Origin of the sequence: Virgibacillus natechei, from assembly GCF_026013645.1 — a bacterium.
GTDB classification, from domain to species: Bacteria; Bacillota; Bacilli; order Bacillales; family Amphibacillaceae; genus Virgibacillus_L; species Virgibacillus_L natechei.
Genome location: NZ_CP110224.1, coordinates 252,690 through 267,531 on the forward strand (window position 1 = coordinate 252,690; position 14,842 = coordinate 267,531).

23 protein-coding genes are annotated in these 14,842 nt (G+C 36.5%); 22 read left to right on the forward strand and 1 reads right to left on the reverse strand.

Annotated elements, in window-relative coordinates; translation table 11 throughout:
• Positions 1 to 79 precede the first annotated feature (79 nt).
• From rplM to OLD84_RS01570, 5 genes are all read left to right on the forward strand, one after another.
• The gene (gene rplM, locus OLD84_RS01550) at positions 80 to 517 is read left to right on the forward strand and encodes a 50S ribosomal protein L13 (RefSeq protein ID WP_209463985.1); all 438 of its coding nucleotides are present in this window, start codon (positions 80 to 82) and stop codon (positions 515 to 517) included.
• Positions 518 to 536: 19 nt separating this feature from the next.
• On the forward strand, positions 537 to 929 hold the full coding sequence (gene rpsI / locus OLD84_RS01555) for a 30S ribosomal protein S9 (protein ID WP_209463986.1): 393 nt from the start codon (positions 537 to 539) through the stop codon (positions 927 to 929).
• Positions 930 to 1,048: 119 nt separating this feature from the next.
• Positions 1,049 to 2,191, forward strand: coding sequence for a GNAT family N-acetyltransferase (locus tag OLD84_RS01560; RefSeq protein ID WP_209463987.1), 1,143 nt, complete (start codon positions 1,049 to 1,051; stop codon positions 2,189 to 2,191).
• Between the two features lie 137 nt (positions 2,192 to 2,328).
• Positions 2,329 to 3,003 carry a hypothetical protein gene (locus OLD84_RS01565; RefSeq protein WP_209463988.1) on the forward strand — a complete coding sequence of 225 codons (675 nt, stop codon included), beginning with the start codon at positions 2,329 to 2,331 and terminating at the stop codon, positions 3,001 to 3,003.
• The gene (locus OLD84_RS01570; protein WP_209463989.1) at positions 3,000 to 4,292 is read left to right on the forward strand and encodes a beta-barrel domain-containing protein; all 1,293 of its coding nucleotides are present in this window, start codon (positions 3,000 to 3,002) and stop codon (positions 4,290 to 4,292) included. Before OLD84_RS01565 ends, OLD84_RS01570 begins: the two co-directional genes overlap by 4 nt.
• A 38-nt stretch (positions 4,293 to 4,330) precedes the next feature.
• Here OLD84_RS01570 and OLD84_RS01575 read toward each other — a convergent pair whose 3' ends face one another.
• Positions 4,331 to 5,179: a YihY/virulence factor BrkB family protein gene (locus OLD84_RS01575; protein WP_209463990.1), complete on the reverse strand. Its 849-nt coding sequence runs from the start codon at positions 5,177 to 5,179 to the stop codon at positions 4,331 to 4,333.
• Positions 5,180 to 5,315: 136 nt separating this feature from the next.
• On the opposite strand from OLD84_RS01575, the gene OLD84_RS01580 reads away from it, so the two are divergent.
• From OLD84_RS01580 to OLD84_RS01660, 17 genes are all read left to right on the forward strand, one after another.
• The gene (locus OLD84_RS01580; protein ID WP_209463991.1) at positions 5,316 to 5,771 is read left to right on the forward strand and encodes a DUF948 domain-containing protein; all 456 of its coding nucleotides are present in this window, start codon (positions 5,316 to 5,318) and stop codon (positions 5,769 to 5,771) included.
• The gene (locus tag OLD84_RS01585) at positions 5,768 to 6,223 is read left to right on the forward strand and encodes a DUF948 domain-containing protein (protein WP_209463992.1); all 456 of its coding nucleotides are present in this window, start codon (positions 5,768 to 5,770) and stop codon (positions 6,221 to 6,223) included. The genes OLD84_RS01580 and OLD84_RS01585 overlap by 4 nt, the downstream gene beginning before the upstream one ends.
• The gene (locus OLD84_RS01590) at positions 6,207 to 6,428 is read left to right on the forward strand and encodes a hypothetical protein (protein WP_209463993.1); all 222 of its coding nucleotides are present in this window, start codon (positions 6,207 to 6,209) and stop codon (positions 6,426 to 6,428) included. Before OLD84_RS01585 ends, OLD84_RS01590 begins: the two co-directional genes overlap by 17 nt.
• Before the next feature lie 634 nt (positions 6,429 to 7,062).
• Positions 7,063 to 7,332: a hypothetical protein gene (locus OLD84_RS01595; protein ID WP_209463994.1), complete on the forward strand. Its 270-nt coding sequence runs from the start codon at positions 7,063 to 7,065 to the stop codon at positions 7,330 to 7,332.
• A gap of 59 nt (positions 7,333 to 7,391) precedes the next feature.
• Positions 7,392 to 8,252 carry a GNAT family N-acetyltransferase gene (locus tag OLD84_RS01600; protein WP_209463995.1) on the forward strand — a complete coding sequence of 287 codons (861 nt, stop codon included), beginning with the start codon at positions 7,392 to 7,394 and terminating at the stop codon, positions 8,250 to 8,252.
• An 85-nt stretch (positions 8,253 to 8,337) separates the two neighbouring features.
• Complete coding sequence (gene ant(9), locus OLD84_RS01605) at positions 8,338 to 9,123, forward strand: aminoglycoside nucleotidyltransferase ANT(9) (protein WP_209463996.1); 786 nt, start codon at positions 8,338 to 8,340, stop codon at positions 9,121 to 9,123.
• Between the two features lie 122 nt (positions 9,124 to 9,245).
• Positions 9,246 to 9,440, forward strand: coding sequence for a hypothetical protein (locus tag OLD84_RS01610; protein ID WP_209463997.1), 195 nt, complete (start codon positions 9,246 to 9,248; stop codon positions 9,438 to 9,440).
• Positions 9,441 to 9,505: 65 nt separating this feature from the next.
• A complete protein-coding gene (locus OLD84_RS01615) occupies positions 9,506 to 10,069 on the forward strand; it encodes a nucleoside/nucleotide kinase family protein (protein WP_209463998.1) in 564 nt (187 codons plus the stop codon).
• A 169-nt stretch (positions 10,070 to 10,238) separates the two neighbouring features.
• Positions 10,239 to 10,370, forward strand: coding sequence for a hypothetical protein (locus OLD84_RS01620; RefSeq protein WP_264917258.1), 132 nt, complete (start codon positions 10,239 to 10,241; stop codon positions 10,368 to 10,370).
• A gap of 187 nt (positions 10,371 to 10,557) precedes the next feature.
• Positions 10,558 to 11,127 (forward strand): ATP-binding protein, encoded by a 570-nt coding sequence (locus OLD84_RS01625; protein ID WP_209463999.1) that lies wholly within the window; start codon positions 10,558 to 10,560, stop codon positions 11,125 to 11,127.
• A 116-nt stretch (positions 11,128 to 11,243) separates the two neighbouring features.
• Positions 11,244 to 11,381: a hypothetical protein gene (locus tag OLD84_RS01630; RefSeq protein WP_209464000.1), complete on the forward strand. Its 138-nt coding sequence runs from the start codon at positions 11,244 to 11,246 to the stop codon at positions 11,379 to 11,381.
• A 160-nt stretch (positions 11,382 to 11,541) separates the two neighbouring features.
• Positions 11,542 to 11,910: a DUF1801 domain-containing protein gene (locus OLD84_RS01635; protein ID WP_209464001.1), complete on the forward strand. Its 369-nt coding sequence runs from the start codon at positions 11,542 to 11,544 to the stop codon at positions 11,908 to 11,910.
• A 98-nt stretch (positions 11,911 to 12,008) separates the two neighbouring features.
• Complete coding sequence (locus OLD84_RS01640; RefSeq protein ID WP_209464002.1) at positions 12,009 to 12,434, forward strand: DinB family protein; 426 nt, start codon at positions 12,009 to 12,011, stop codon at positions 12,432 to 12,434.
• 169 nt (positions 12,435 to 12,603) lie between these two features.
• Positions 12,604 to 12,822 carry a DUF3953 domain-containing protein gene (locus OLD84_RS01645; protein ID WP_209464003.1) on the forward strand — a complete coding sequence of 73 codons (219 nt, stop codon included), beginning with the start codon at positions 12,604 to 12,606 and terminating at the stop codon, positions 12,820 to 12,822.
• A 93-nt stretch (positions 12,823 to 12,915) separates the two neighbouring features.
• The gene (locus OLD84_RS01650; RefSeq protein WP_209464004.1) at positions 12,916 to 13,380 is read left to right on the forward strand and encodes a DUF2306 domain-containing protein; all 465 of its coding nucleotides are present in this window, start codon (positions 12,916 to 12,918) and stop codon (positions 13,378 to 13,380) included.
• Between the two features lie 415 nt (positions 13,381 to 13,795).
• The gene (locus OLD84_RS01655) at positions 13,796 to 14,002 is read left to right on the forward strand and encodes a hypothetical protein (RefSeq protein WP_209464005.1); all 207 of its coding nucleotides are present in this window, start codon (positions 13,796 to 13,798) and stop codon (positions 14,000 to 14,002) included.
• Between the two features lie 295 nt (positions 14,003 to 14,297).
• The gene (locus OLD84_RS01660; protein ID WP_209464006.1) at positions 14,298 to 14,648 is read left to right on the forward strand and encodes a hypothetical protein; all 351 of its coding nucleotides are present in this window, start codon (positions 14,298 to 14,300) and stop codon (positions 14,646 to 14,648) included.
• The last annotated feature ends 194 nt before the right edge of the window (positions 14,649 to 14,842 follow it).

Here is a 14,842-nt window from a genome sequence, read left to right on the forward strand (position 1 = left end):
TTCAGATATAGGAATAACAACGAATTTAAATGAATGAAATGAACGAAAATGAATGATTGAAATATGGAGGGAAACTATCATGCGCACAACTTTCATGGCAAATGAAAATAATATCGAACGCAAATGGCTTGTTGTGGATGCTGAAGGCCAACGTCTTGGTCGTTTGGCAAGTGAGGTTGCTGCGATCCTTCGTGGAAAGCATAAACCAACTTACACACCACACGCTGATACTGGTGATAATATAATTATCATTAACGCTGCAAAAATAGAGTTAACTGGTAATAAAATGGATGACAAAATGTACTACCGTCACACAGGTTATTCTAGTGGTATAAAAGAACGGAATGCAAATGAAATGCGTACGAAATACCCTGAGCAAATGCTAGAGCTTGCTGTTAAAGGAATGCTTCCTAATGGTCCATTAGGTCGTAAAATGGCTAAAAAACTGCATGTATTCAGAGGTTCTGAACACAATCATCAAGCACAAAAACCGCAAACTTACGAGCTTCGCGGATAACTAAGGGAGGTAAACTAATTTGGCACAAGTACAATATTACGGCACAGGCCGTCGTAAAAGATCAACTGCTCGCGTACGTTTAGTACCAGGAACTGGTAACGTTAAGATTAATGACCGCGATGCAAAAGACTATTTTCCATATGAAACCCAATTACTAATTTTGAATCAGCCGCTTGTCGCTACTGAGACGCAAGGAACGTATGACGTTTTAGTTAACGTTCATGGTGGAGGATTTACTGGACAAGCTGGTGCTATTCGCCACGGCGTTTCTCGTGCATTACTAAAAGCAGACCCAGAATATCGTGCTGCGCTTAAAGCAGAAGGATATCTAACTCGTGATTCACGTATGACTGAACGTAAGAAATACGGACTTAGATCAGCTCGTCGTGCACCACAGTTCTCAAAACGTTAATATCGTTTCATCAAAAGCTCTTTTTCCTTTATTGGAAAGAGAGCTTTTTTAATGTGAAACATCATAATTTTCCTATAGTATAGGGACTAACATATTTCTAAATAGAGGAGGCTCACACCTTGAAAAATATTCAAACATTAACCGAAGCAAATTATGAAGAAATCTTCTCTTTATCTCAGTTCGCTTTCCAATATGAATTATCAGAAGAAGATTTAGAAAAAAAGAAAGTGGAAGCACATCGGCATACGATCTGGGGATGGATGGAAGAAGCGCAAATAGCGGCGAAGCTTCATCTTATACCACTGCCTTGTTACATTCACGGTAAGCCATTTGAAATGGGAGGTATTAGCGGGGTTGCAACATGGCCTGAATACCGCAGGCGGGGGATGGTCAAACATTTGCTTTACCATGCTTTAAAACAGATGAAACAAAATGGGCAGGCACTATCCTTCCTTCATCCGTTTTCCTTTGCCTTTTACCGGAAGTATGGTTGGGAGCACACCTTTACAAATCAGCAGTATTCGATCCCGGTGGAAAGGCTGAAAAATAAATGGGATGCAAAAGGTTATGTAAGGCGCATCCAACCAGATATCGAGTTACTGCATGGTGTTTATACGGAATATGCGAAATCGTTCAATGGGATGCTTGTACGTGATGAAAAGTGGTGGGAGCAACGTGTACTAAAGGACAAATCACTTCAAATTGCGGTAGCCTATGACACCGACGATCATCCAGAAGGTTACTTATTGTATAAGGTTAAAGAGAATGTGCTTACGGTGAAGGAAATGGTGTATCACAATTTGAATGCGCGAAAATTGTTATTGGACTTTATGGGGAACCATGATTCAATGGCTAATACTGTTAGTCTCACTGTTCCTGAAGGGGATAATCTTGCGCTCTTACTTGATGATCCAACGTTTGAGCAGAAACTGCAGCCTTATTTTATGGCGCGTATTGTTGACGTCCGGGCATTTTTGAAAGAATATCCTTTTCAAGGCGAGGCTAATCTCTCGATAACGGTAGAGGATAGCTTTTTTCCGGAAAATAGTGGAACCTATTCCTTGCAGCATTCCGGTGAAAGGCTAGATGATCATAAAGCATCTATATATTGCTCGATCCAAGTTCTTACAGGCATGCTGCTAGGCTATAAACGGCCCAAAGATTATGAACAGGCTGGTCTGCTGAACGGGGATGGACAAGCTATTGATCAACTTGAAGACCTCATTCCAAGACAGCATACGTTTTTTGCTGATTTCTTTTAAAAATTTCCAGTTAGTAGGGTACAAATTCCCAATTTGTTAAATTTATGCGAAAAGGATAGAATCTTAGCAAATTTTGGGTTAAAATTGAGTAACTATTTTAAATTATTAAAGTCCACAATAGAAAAGGAATGTCACTCATGTCTTATCCTATTAATGTATTCAAATTTCTCTTTTCTATGGATGATCATTTATTCCGGATCCGTAAAGCAGAGAAAGTGCAAAACCTATGGAAGGTAAGTGCATTACTTGTACTATGTAGTGTGTTTGTCTATGTTTGGATGGCTTATCTGGGAATTGGAACAGCTATTATTTCCCAAGATGCTACGGCATTAAGTTCGACCGAATACGAACTAAGTAAGCTCTGGTTTATCATCGGCCGTGTTTTGTTTGCTGTTTTATTTGCTGCGTTACTTTTATTTGTACCCACACTGTATTTTTATTTACTAACAGACATACCTTATCGTAAGTTGATTATCATGCAACAGGTTGTACTTTTGGTGCTTTTAGTTGAAAGAATTCTATGGGTACCATTGGTGCTGTTTAGTGGGCTGGATTGGTATGTATCGCCGTTATCATTTGGAGTCATTGCTTCTTATTTAACGGAAACACCTTGGATTATCTATTTTTTCGGAGCCATATCCCTTTTTCAGTTATGGGTTATTTGGTTTCAGGTGAAATACCTTAGCACGATGACTGCTATCAAGAAACATTGGCTGTGGGTAAATGTCATCTGTTTACATATTCTATACTGGTGTCTGGCGGCATTTTTGGCTTATGCTAATACGTATATCATAAGTGGGTGGTTTGGATGATACGAAGAAGACTTATTCAAGCATTAGCTGTTGTATTTATAGGCGTTAATTTTTTATTGGTGTATGTTGATGATGGGGAAAATGTGGAGCGAACATCGTATATTACGAACTGGTCGCACGTTTTTGAATCGGATATGCTTGAGCAGCTCCATAAGCCAGGGGTTCTCGCATATGCGGAAGAGGAACATATCTACTTTGATCAAAACGTTGGTAGTTTTCAAGAATTCTTGGTCGAGGAAGGGGCTCAAGTGAACGCGGGTGATGGGCTTTATGTCTATCAAGTTAACGATTATGTCGAGGTAGAAGCCAATCTAATGCGTGAGGTAGAAGCCCTCAATGGAGAAATTTCGGCGGTTGAAGAGGCTATAGCACAAATGGATAGCTATCAAATCCAAGATATATCTCCATCAACGCTTGACCCGTTTGGTTTTGATGAAGAGCTGCCACCGCTAGATGAGGGAGAAATGTTGGATCCAGCTGAAACAGCAGATGAACGAGATGAAAGAGATGAACCAGAAGAAGCGGTAGAAGCAGAATTGATGAAAGAACAATATATCATTGAGAAAGAAAAAGAGTTAGCCCAAAAGACGGCTCAATTAAATAGTGTAGAGGGCCAACTAACCGAGCTTCAGTCTGGTGGCGATACCGTAACGGTAGTAAGTCCTTTCCAGGGAACAATTAAAGCGGTAAAAGAAACGCTCGAGGATCCAGTTATTACGATTGAAGGTACAGCATTACATGCTGAAGGTGAGCTAACGGAACAGGAGCGAACTCAAGTTGAGCCTGGGCAGGAAGTAGAGGTACGTCTCACGGAGCAAGAAATGGTAATGGAAGGCGAAGTAAATGAGATAAGTGAGTCGCCAATAGAAGTCCAGATAGAAGGCGAAAGCATCTACCCATTTACTGTAGCGTTTAATGAAATGGATGAAGAAGTAGATCAGGAGGACCTGCTTCCAGGCTACCATGCTAACGTAAGCATTGTGATGGAAGAGTCCCTAGGTGCTACGGTTTTATTTGAAGACCATGTATTTACTGATTCTGTATGGAAAATGAATGCGGATGGAAAACTAGTGGAACAAAGGGTGGAAACAGGTATTTTGATGGACACGATGCTTGAAATAACCAATGGTGTAACGATGGGTGATACAGTGGCAGAAGAGCCGACTGCACAATTCCGTAATGGCGCATCATTCATCACGCCACTCAAACGAAGTGGGATTTCTTGGGATAATATCACGAGCTATGAGCATTGGAGTAAAGCCATGGTTTCAGGGTTCCTTTCCAGGTGATCAAGGGGTGTTCTGGAAAGGAGCCCTCCATTTCACATTTAAGAAACAGAGGTCTTATCATCATATTGGCGTTGTTCTTGCTTTCGGTGGTATAGCACATTTACAATCGCACCCACCATTAAGATTAGTCCGGTTAAAAAGAACCAAATCATTAATATGATAACACCACCTAGACTGCCGTAAGTGGCAGAATAGTTACCGAAATTACTAACATAAAACGAGAAACCTAAGGATATGATTTGCCATAGGAAACTGGCTGTGAGTGCACCAGGGATAATGTTCTTAAATGGTATTTGTTTATTTGGTGCAAATCGATATAATAGCATTAAGAGGCTCGTTAGGACGACAATACTAATGGTCCAACGTAATACTTGGAATAACAGAGCCATCGTGCCTGAGAGCCCTAGAAATGATTGTAGAAAGCTTACAATAATATTTCCAAACATCGGTAAGGTAAAAGCAATAATCAACGCCACAATCATGCCAAGTGTTAATCCTAGTGATAGAAGGCGAACCAGAATAAAAGGTCTGGTTTCCTCAACATCATAGGCTGTATTGGACGATTTAATAAATGCGTTAATCCCGTTGGACGCGGCCCATAAGGCACCGATTATACCAATAGTGAGCAATCCACCCTGAGGAGTTGCTATCATGCTTATTATATTTTCTTCAAAAATAGAGGCTATTTCGCCTGGAAGCATGTTACCTATGAAATTCACAGCATCATTTGGATTAATATTAAAATACGGTATAATGGTAAAGCCGACAATAATTAATGGGAAAATAGCTAGTAAATAATAGTATGCTTGTGCTGCTGCTAATAAAGGAACGTTATCAGCTTTAAATTTTGTCATAAAATCAGTTGCGAACTTTTTTAATTGAATCATGTAACTTCCCCCAGGTATTTGTTTACTTCCTTTCTATACCCTAGATCGCGTATAGTAAACCTGTTCAATAGAGAACATAAATAATGTTTTAATTCACTGCACAAGTGGTATAATTGCATGAAAGGAGGTCTGATCCATGGGAGTAATCTATTTAGGAATTCTACTATGTTCAATCGCATTTGCAGGTAGCGTTGCATACATATGTCTTGTATTAAAACGCATATCCACCACGATGCAAACCCTGGGGACAACCTTAGGTGAGGTGGAGAAAGAACTGGAATCCATTACCCCGGAGATAAAGGAGACGGTTCAGCATACAGGTAATCTTGTTGATGATGTGTCGGATAAAGTGAACGCAACCGACAGTGTATTCGATACGCTTGAGAATATCGGAAATTCAGCTAACGCTGTGAATGATGTCTATCACCATAATCGAGAAAAGCTTTCCGATGAACAATTTCAGCGAAAAGTTACCCCGTTTATTGAGGGAATAAGATGGACGGAAGCTGCTTTTCTATTATATTCGAAGTGGAAAAAACAACAATCAAATGAGGAACCAATCAATCAAACAGGGAGTAGGGATGAAATATGACGTTAACTGGAATAGGTGTACTTATTATCGGGGTTGCTTTTCTTGTCTTAACAATCTTCATAGCACATACATTACAAAACCTTGCAGGTATACTTAGTGGAATTGAAAAAACAGTTGAAAAATTGCCTGATCAACTGGATGATGTTTTTAAAGAAACAGGAACGCTAATTAATCAAAGTAATGACACCATCGCTGATGTAAATGACAAATTAGAGCAATTAAGTCCGCTGTTTTACATTGTTGGAGATGTCGGGAACGTGACGAGAAATGTTACCTCTTCATTCGTTGATGTGACCGAAACAATGAAACATAACACAGAAGACAGCAAGGAAGTTTCTGATAAAAATAGCCTTGGCGGTTTATATGGATCATTTGCATTAGGTTACTATTTACTTCAAAAACGCAGGCAAGCAAGAAGTGAAGGAGCTACCTCAAATGAGCAAAACGAATAATATGCTAGTGGCAAGTGCTGTGAGTGGTGTTTTTATAGGATGGGTTATGAAAAATTCTATTGCGAAGCGGCAACAAAGAGTAGAGTATAAACCGATCCTCGACATGTTAAAAAGAAAAGAAAGAAATATGTATGAAGAAGGTCGCAGGCGTGCGAATGAATTAAGCCAGATTAAGCAGGAAATAACAAACAAAGTCGTACAATAATAATGTGTAAATCTCTGCGTGTGAGCAGGGATTTATTTTTATACAAAAAAGAGCTGGAGGTGCAATTAGTAGTTCACTTAGGTTGGAGAAAATCGACAATTAAATGATAATTAGCATACCGAATCACATAAGATTTAGTATGCTAATTTTTATTGATATATCAGTTTTTTAAAGAACAATGGGCCAATTTTAACGTTTGAATTAACAGTGAAATTAGTATATCGACAATTATGTTAAAATAAATCTAAAGATTGTAATACAAGGGCCTTAAATTGAAGGTTTTGGGTTTCAAACTTTATAACTATCGGCTAGATTGTGGAAGATGGCTAATTGAACAAAAAGGAGGCGATAAAGTTGAGAGCGACAACATACTTATTATTTACAATTCTAATAATGCACTTAATCACGCTTACAAACATAGTTGTTTTTGACGGGAATTGGAATGGTATAGTAATGACTGTCAATACAGTTTTACTTATTCTAGCATTTGGCTTAGTCCAAAACGTAAAAAAGACAATAAATGATTAATTCCTAAGCATCGTTCAACCCTCAGTTATCGGGTGCTTTAGCCGAATAACACATTGTTGAAGGCTTAACAGGAAAAATGCTAGACAGAGGAGTGTTATAAATAGAAGTGTTTTTCCAAGACAAACAAGAACAAGAGATAAGTACAAAACCAATGAAAATAATCAGGCTATCAATTGCAATATTAATGGTGATATTATTTGTCTTTAGCATTATCGATGGTTTTGATCTTACCTTAATAAAGTGGGTTATCATATTAGCAGGAGTCATTTCCTTATTTGATGGTATCGAAAAATATTATCAAAAAAAATCGAGTAAAGTAATTCTTTTTGAGTTTGGATTTGCTCTTTTTTGGTTTACATTAGTATTTAGTGTGTAGAGAACGAAGCGGAAAAATCTTGAACATACGGTTCCACTATACCAGCTAATATTAGAAATTTGTTCAAAAATTGGGCACTTAACGAACAATCATATTCCGGAATATGGCTATTTGCGGAACAAACTATACTAAATAGAAGGCGTCTGCTTTTAGAAGGGGAAGGGAATATTTATGGAGAAAAATACACTATAGTTACATTAAAAGAACGTCCAGATTTAGAAGGTGACTTAAATAATTTGCATAGTATAGGGTGGACAAAATATATGAGAGAGGACCCTATAGCAGTAAAGTATTGGGATAAATTACTCTCTTGGTTTCCTGAATTTCAATATATTCTTTTGGATGAGAAATTAAATCCTGTGGCTTGTGGAAATTCAGTTCCTTTTGATTGGGATGGTAATGAAGGTAGCTTGCCAACAGGATGGGATGGGGTTTTTGAAAAAGGAATAGTAGATTATGAAAATAACATACAGCCAAATTCATTGTCAGCATTAGCTATTATCATTCATCCAGCATTCAGGGGTAAGGGTCTGAGTAAGAGAATGGTGAAGGAAATGAAAGGTTTAGCCATTAAAAGTAATTTTAATAATATGGTAGCCCCTGTTCGTCCTTCGTTAAAATCCAAATATCCTTTGATTCCAATGGAAGAATACATCGGTTGGATGAGAGATGACGGAACTCATTTTGATCCTTGGATTAGAACGCATTTTAAAATTGGTGCTTCCATTATAAAAGTGGCAGAAACATCTATGGTAATTCCAGCTACAGTTAAGGATTGGGAAAAGTGGATTAATATGAAATTACCTTCGTCGGGAAGCTATATAATAAATGAGGGTTTAGTACCTTTAGAATTAGATAAGGACGCCAACAAGGGTGTTTACATCGAACCTAATGTATGGATGAAGCATCCATTGGTCTAATTGAAAATGTTTCGCAATCGGGCCATATTGTAGAGTAATGTGTGTGAAGTTTTAGCTGTATATTGAATAGGGGAGTATGTAGTTGATGAGCAATATGACTAATGAAGAAATACCAAGGGAAGCATTTGACGCATTAAGAATTGCGAAGAATGTACTCGGGAGCAAGTTAGTTGGTATGTCTCTTTATGGTTCGGCAGTAAGTGGTGGGTTACGCATAAATAGTGATGTCGATGTCCTTGCTGTCGTAAATCAGCAATTATCTGAAGCTACTCGAAGAAAACTAACAGAACGCTTAATGCCGATATCAGGAAAAATAGGGGATGAAAAAGGAATGCGGTATCTTGAATTCATCGTTATTAATAAAGAAGATAGCGTACCTTGGCAATATCCACCGAGGAATGAATTGATATATGGGGAATGGCTTAGATCTGAGTTTGAGAATGGTCAAATTCCGAAACCAATATTTGATCCTGATTTAGCTATAGTTTTGGCACAAGCACGAGAACATAGCGTTTCACTATTTGGACCTGATTTGTCAACGATACTTGACCCCATTCCGGTAACAGATATTCAAAAAGCAATAAAGGAGTCTTTGCCAGAGTTAATTGATGATCTTAAGGGTGACGAACGTAATGTGCTATTAACTCTAGCTCGCATGTGGCAAACAATGGCTGAAAATGCAATTTCTCCAAAGGATGTGGCTGCACAATGGGCAATCCCTAAGTTACCGAAGCAGCAGGCGAAAGTGCTCGATATCGCTAAAAAAGCTTATCTTGGTGAGTATGATGATGATTGGGACGGAATGGAAGCCGAAGTGATGTCGCTGGTCAATCATATGAGGGGAAAAATAGAGGCTTATTTTGATATATGAGGTAGTTATTGGAGAACTATACTCTTCCTCAATCGGGCCGGATAACTGAATAAATAAGTGCCGCAATAGAGCCAGATTGTTGAGGAAAGGAGGGGTGTTTTATGCATTAGGTGCATTGGTAGTTGGGATTGCCATGTCACTATTGCGAACTAGGTATCGCAATTGGACAAGGAAAAAGGATTTTTCTTTATTCACCAAATGAAGAGGTGAATAATTTTGAAACAACAAGTACGTTTTATCATCTAGCAGAGGTTGAAAAATGCTTTGGAACGCTTGATGAGTTATTGGAACAAGTTACTATAGTAAAGAAATCTTAATTTCTTTTCTTTTGATCTCGTTACACTTGAAAAAGTGACAAAAAGTTGGTATTGGAGGAATTCAGATGTCTGGTACTATTATTTTAATCGGACCAATTTGTTCTGGTAAAAGTACAGTGGCTGAGGTCCTTTCAAGTAAAACTGGGATTCCTCAGCGACCAATGGATGATCGACGATTTGATTATTATAAAGAAATAGGTTTTAGTAAAGAAAGGCAAAATGAAATATGTGAAAATTATGGTTATATGTCTATGTATGAGTATTGGAAACCGTTCGAAGCACACGCAGTTAAAAGGGCGCTAGAGGATTATCCGAATTGTATTCACGACTTCGGTGCGGGACACTCTGTTTATGAAGATGAAGTCTTGTTGAAAGAAGTCAAAAGCATCCTCTATAACTACGAAAATGTATTTTTATTGCTGCCAAGTCAAAATGAAAAAGAATCCATTAATGTTTTAAATGAAAGATTAAAAGATGTGACCACTAACAACGATGTATATAAACTAAATGAACACTTTGTTAATCACAAGTCCAATAAGCTACTAGCTAAATACACTATTTATACTAATGGCTACTCTCCAGAAGAAATTGCTGATGAAATAACTGAAATAACTACTAACAATTCGTAGCATTGGATTCCTATGGCGCTTTTCCCTAATAATAAATAGCGCCAATACCGCATGTAAGTCCATTTAATGGAATAACTCCTTGTAAAAATAACAGATATTTGAAATAATTATTATTAAGCTAAAGAGACTGAATTATTGAATAAGTGTATTATGATTTTGGAGGGAAGAAATGTTGCTAACACTCGTATTATTGGGAATTGCAGTAGCCCTATTTATTATTGCATATAATATCAAGACGATTGGCGAAAGATTAATTAAAATTCTCGAAAAAAACTATTCAAACGAGAATGACGAAAACTAACTCGATAACGGTTAAAATCAAGACAGATAGTGTATTTAGGTACCCATTTCACCTGTTTTTGGTCTGTTCAGGAATTGGGGGCTTTAGCTGAATAACATATTCATTTATCGGGCCAGATAATGGAACAATTAACAGAATAAAATGGTTAAGTATTCTTGTGAAAATTGTATGGGAAGGAGGGGAAATTGTGAAAAGGTTAGTGATTATAACAGTTGGTAAGACCCATAGTGGAAAAAGTACTTTTGCAAAGGATTTAGAAAATGAGTTAGATAATTCTTTTGTTATGGACCAAGATAACAATGCTGAATTTATAAATACATATTACAAAAAGTTGCAACCCAAATCTGGACCTAATACACTTAAACATTCTATCTCAAAGTTAATTGTTGATTATGCTAAAGAACACACTGATTTGCATATTATTGCTAGTAGTGCAAATCGAACTAAAAAAGGGAGAAAGTATTTACTGGAAGAAATCTATCCTAAAGATGAGTTTGTCCGTATCATAGTTCATTTTGATATTCCAGATAAAGTTCTGCATTGGCGAGTTACTAATAGTAAACGTAGTACAGATATATTTAGAGGTGCTTATTCTAATTTTGAGGAAGTGTTATTAAGGCAACAAGCTGAATCTCAATTAGAAGATGTTGTGGATCCAGTGGAAGGGGAATCGGACAGTTTATTCGTAATTAAAGATAACTTGGAGGTTGATTCTGTAATAAAAGAAATTGTTCATATTTCCAAAGGCTATAATTGATTACTTCCTGTTTTACGTCTAGCTATACCAGTAATATTAGAAAGCATTCCATTAACGGGCGCAGTTGTTGAAGAAGCACTGTGCCATAATCAGGCCATTATCTGGAATAAGCGTTCATGAATTTTAAGAAAGATGCCAAAGACAAGTCAAAAAAGAAGGGAGTTTATATAATGAATCCTGGTATTGTGGCTGCATTACTTTTAATCTTTATAGGTGTTATGGGTATGAGTTCCAAAAAGGAAAAAGTAAAATAAACGGGCGCTATTCTCTAATAAATAATTTTGCCAGTATCGTATATAAGATGGAAGAAGAGAAAATCAAAAGTAACCATACCAAGGTAATTTATAGTTAAATTGAATTGTTACTGGTACTTAATATAATATGAATAGAAATCATTATAAAAGGAGAAATTTTATGGTTAATAACGAAAGAAAAGTTGGAGAGGTTGACAAGTTTATTTCGAATTTGCCGAAAGGTATTCAAGACATTACAGTTGCTTTAAGGGAAATTATTTTTGAATCTTCGCCTGAACTTACAGAAGAATTCAAATGGTCTATGCCCAATTATTCATATAATGGTTTAGTTTGTTATCTGCAAACTTCCAAAAAACACGTTAATCTTGGTTTTCATAAAGGAAATGAACTTCAAGAAAAAGATATAAATAAATTATTGCAGGGTACAGGAAAAACAATGAGACATATAAGAATAAAAAAGATGGACGAAATTCATCCGGAAGTCTTCACCTCGCTCATTAAAGAAGCAATGGCATTAAATGAGGGATAACGCAATAAGAATTAAATAATTCAAATGCTCTTTTATTTTGATGACTATGATTTCGATGGTTCCGAGGATATTATAAAGTGGGAGGATAATGGATTATCATGACTAAAATTAATACAGCATTAATAGATAATATTAAATTTCAATTTAGTATTTCTAGACAACTTCTCGAATACCATCTTTCATCATTAAGTCAGGATGAATATATGTGGCGTTCTCCTAATAGTGGACTATATATTCATGAAGTAGATGGAAATTGGTATGCTGACTTACCTGAATCCGAAGCATATGATATTGGTACACCAAGTATTGCTTGGACATTGTGGCATATAACATTCTGGTGGGAAACGGTATTTAATCACTCTTTTGGTGAAGGTACTCTAACCAAAGAGGATATAAATGTTAATAAAAATGTAGAATCAGTCAAGTCAACTATCAACTCTCTGATAGAAAGATGGGAAAAGACATATATAGCCCGATTATGGCACATATTTATTCGGTTATCGCGCTCGTTTGTTGTAGTTTAATAGCGTATTATTAATCGCACTTTTCTATCTAATAGATGATGCATACTCAAATCTAACATAACCAATTTCAGAAGCATTTTTCATTAATTCGAGATTTAACCAAGAGGCTAGTTTATGAAACTCCACCTCATACTGAATAATTTACTGATGGATTTCGAGGGGTGATAAAATGAATATATTTCGTATAGCTAATATAATTATAGCTATCGCAATGATTAGTTTTGTGTTCTTTCCTGAACTACCATCTGAAGTTATTATTACCTTTATTCCTATAATATTCTTGTTATTTGGGGTTGAAGGTGTAAAGAACGATGATAAGGTACTTGGCTATTTTTACATAATTGCTGGGCTAATTAGTTTTCCTGGACTGATAATCAAGTTATTTTAAAAATCATACTTAAACAAACGGGCGCAATAACCGAATAAATGTCTGCCGCAATAGGCCCAGTTAATAGAGTAAATTGTAAAAAGAGGTGATTGAATGAACACTCTTACTTTTTTGCTTATCATACATATTATTGCGGGTAGTTTTTGCCTATTGACAGGAGCAATCAACTTTTCTGTAAAGAAAGAAAAAGGCTATCATACAAGAATTGGAGAATTGTATCATATTGGCTATTTTGTGGTTTTCATAACCTCTGTTTGGATGGCGATAATTAACTGGTCAGAAAGTGCTTATCTTTTCTATATAGCTGTTTTTTCTTATGGTTTAGCCCTTTTTGGATACCTAGCAAGAAAGAGACGTTGGAGAGGTTGGTTGTCGATGCATATAGGTGGGATGGCGGGGTCTTATATTGGAATTATTACTGCTGTTTTGGTCGTTAATGGTGCAGACATTCCATTAATAAACCAAATTCCTTTTCTTTTATTATGGTTTATCCCTACCATCATTGGCACCCCCATTATTTTTATGGTAAGTAAACGTTATAGAACCTATACAAAATAAAAGAGATTGCATAAAAGTCTTCATAAAATCCTTCTTCCACACTATAGGGCGCGATTGCCGAACAAATTTTTCATAAAAGAGAGAGACAAGTTGGTCAAAAACAAAAGGTTTAAAGTGTTATCTTTAATTTGTTTAATTATTTGTGTTCTTGTTTGGGTTCCGAATATAGTTTTTCAGATCTCGAGTCCATTATGGATGATAACTTTTGTTATTGCTCCAATTGGGCTAGTGTTCGCTGCATTGATTAAAGAACATTGGTTAATAATTGCCAATACGATTATGTTTTTTAGCTTTTTTATATTTATGTTTGTGGGATACCTTGTAAATTATAGCTGATGGTAATTCTTAATTCTAAATTGTTCAATAACCAGGCGCGCTAATTGAATAAATAAGATGGATGTAAGGAGGGTTTGGTATGATACCTGTAAAAAAAGACAGTGAATATACTCCAATGGATCTACGTTTATATGCGGTTGTATTTGTAGTTGTGTATTTAGGAACGATGTTTCTCAAATATATAGCTGGTATTACGATGGATTGGCTAGTAACATTTTTATTATTTTTCGGTATTTCTGTTGTGTACCTTTTGTTGCGGTCAACAGGCGAGAAAAGAAATGAATGAATAGCGCATCTCTGTTTCAATTTACTAGCTGATTTTTAATAATCCTAGTGAAACAGGAGCACTCTATCGGCCATATGTTTATCAGTTTAAGCGGATCAATGCCAAAATGAATTTATCGAGAGTATAGCAAGAAAAATGGATGAACAGCAGGAAAAAGATAAAGGCTGAATAGATGATAGTAACCATTCCTACTTTTCCCACATTCGAGCGCAAGAATGTAATAATCGCCATTCTGCTATCGGATCTTTATGATAAAATGTGTTAGAGAGAACTGGTTTAAAGGGGGTAAAACGATATGATGATTTTACAGGAAGCGTGGAAGGCATTTCGATTTCCAGTATTTATAGGATTAATTTTCGGGATTGGCTGGTATTTTTTTCTAACTCACTATGATAAGGAACCAGTGCTTGCATCATCCATTCTTTTCGGTTTTTGGATGTTTTGTGTTCCCTTCGGTTTACGTACGATTTCTGGTTTTATGTCAAAAATGAAACAAGGTTGGTTTCGATCACTGCTTAATGGTTTTATTAAGTTTTTTACCACAGTATCCGTTTCTTTAGCTTTTGCTCCAGTCTTTTTTGTGATTCAATTCATTGCACTGTTGAGACGTATTTGGCAGGAGAATAAGGGAGCTACAATTCATTAAACGGGGGCTTAGTGTGCCCTTTTGAAACGGCATGTATCGTATGATGTAAGCGGTTTAAGGGAGTTTCCATTATGGCATTTTTTCTTTATGTTTTATGGGATTGGGCAAAAAAGCGCAATAACCGAATAGATGTCTACCGGAATAGGGGCAGATTGTTGAAGATCCGTTTCAAAGTCATCTGGATATTTATGTCA

Coding starts and splice junctions, on each gene's coding strand:
- rplM (WP_209463985.1), top strand. CDS start 80: ATGCGCACAACTTTCATGGCAAATGAAAATAATATCGAACGCAAATGG.
- OLD84_RS01565 (WP_209463988.1), top strand. CDS start 2,329: ATGTCTTATCCTATTAATGTATTCAAATTTCTCTTTTCTATGGATGAT.
- OLD84_RS01570 (WP_209463989.1), top strand. CDS start 3,000: ATGATACGAAGAAGACTTATTCAAGCATTAGCTGTTGTATTTATAGGC.
- OLD84_RS01575 (WP_209463990.1), bottom strand. CDS start 5,179: ATGATTCAATTAAAAAAGTTCGCAACTGATTTTATGACAAAATTTAAA.
- OLD84_RS01580 (WP_209463991.1), top strand. CDS start 5,316: ATGGGAGTAATCTATTTAGGAATTCTACTATGTTCAATCGCATTTGCA.
- OLD84_RS01585 (WP_209463992.1), top strand. CDS start 5,768: ATGACGTTAACTGGAATAGGTGTACTTATTATCGGGGTTGCTTTTCTT.
- OLD84_RS01590 (WP_209463993.1), top strand. CDS start 6,207: ATGAGCAAAACGAATAATATGCTAGTGGCAAGTGCTGTGAGTGGTGTT.
- OLD84_RS01615 (WP_209463998.1), top strand. CDS start 9,506: ATGTCTGGTACTATTATTTTAATCGGACCAATTTGTTCTGGTAAAAGT.
- OLD84_RS01620 (WP_264917258.1), top strand. CDS start 10,239: ATGTTGCTAACACTCGTATTATTGGGAATTGCAGTAGCCCTATTTATT.
- OLD84_RS01630 (WP_209464000.1), top strand. CDS start 11,244: ATGAATTTTAAGAAAGATGCCAAAGACAAGTCAAAAAAGAAGGGAGTT.
- OLD84_RS01635 (WP_209464001.1), top strand. CDS start 11,542: ATGGTTAATAACGAAAGAAAAGTTGGAGAGGTTGACAAGTTTATTTCG.
- OLD84_RS01640 (WP_209464002.1), top strand. CDS start 12,009: ATGACTAAAATTAATACAGCATTAATAGATAATATTAAATTTCAATTT.
- OLD84_RS01645 (WP_209464003.1), top strand. CDS start 12,604: ATGAATATATTTCGTATAGCTAATATAATTATAGCTATCGCAATGATT.
- OLD84_RS01650 (WP_209464004.1), top strand. CDS start 12,916: ATGAACACTCTTACTTTTTTGCTTATCATACATATTATTGCGGGTAGT.
- OLD84_RS01655 (WP_209464005.1), top strand. CDS start 13,796: ATGATACCTGTAAAAAAAGACAGTGAATATACTCCAATGGATCTACGT.
- OLD84_RS01660 (WP_209464006.1), top strand. CDS start 14,298: ATGATGATTTTACAGGAAGCGTGGAAGGCATTTCGATTTCCAGTATTT.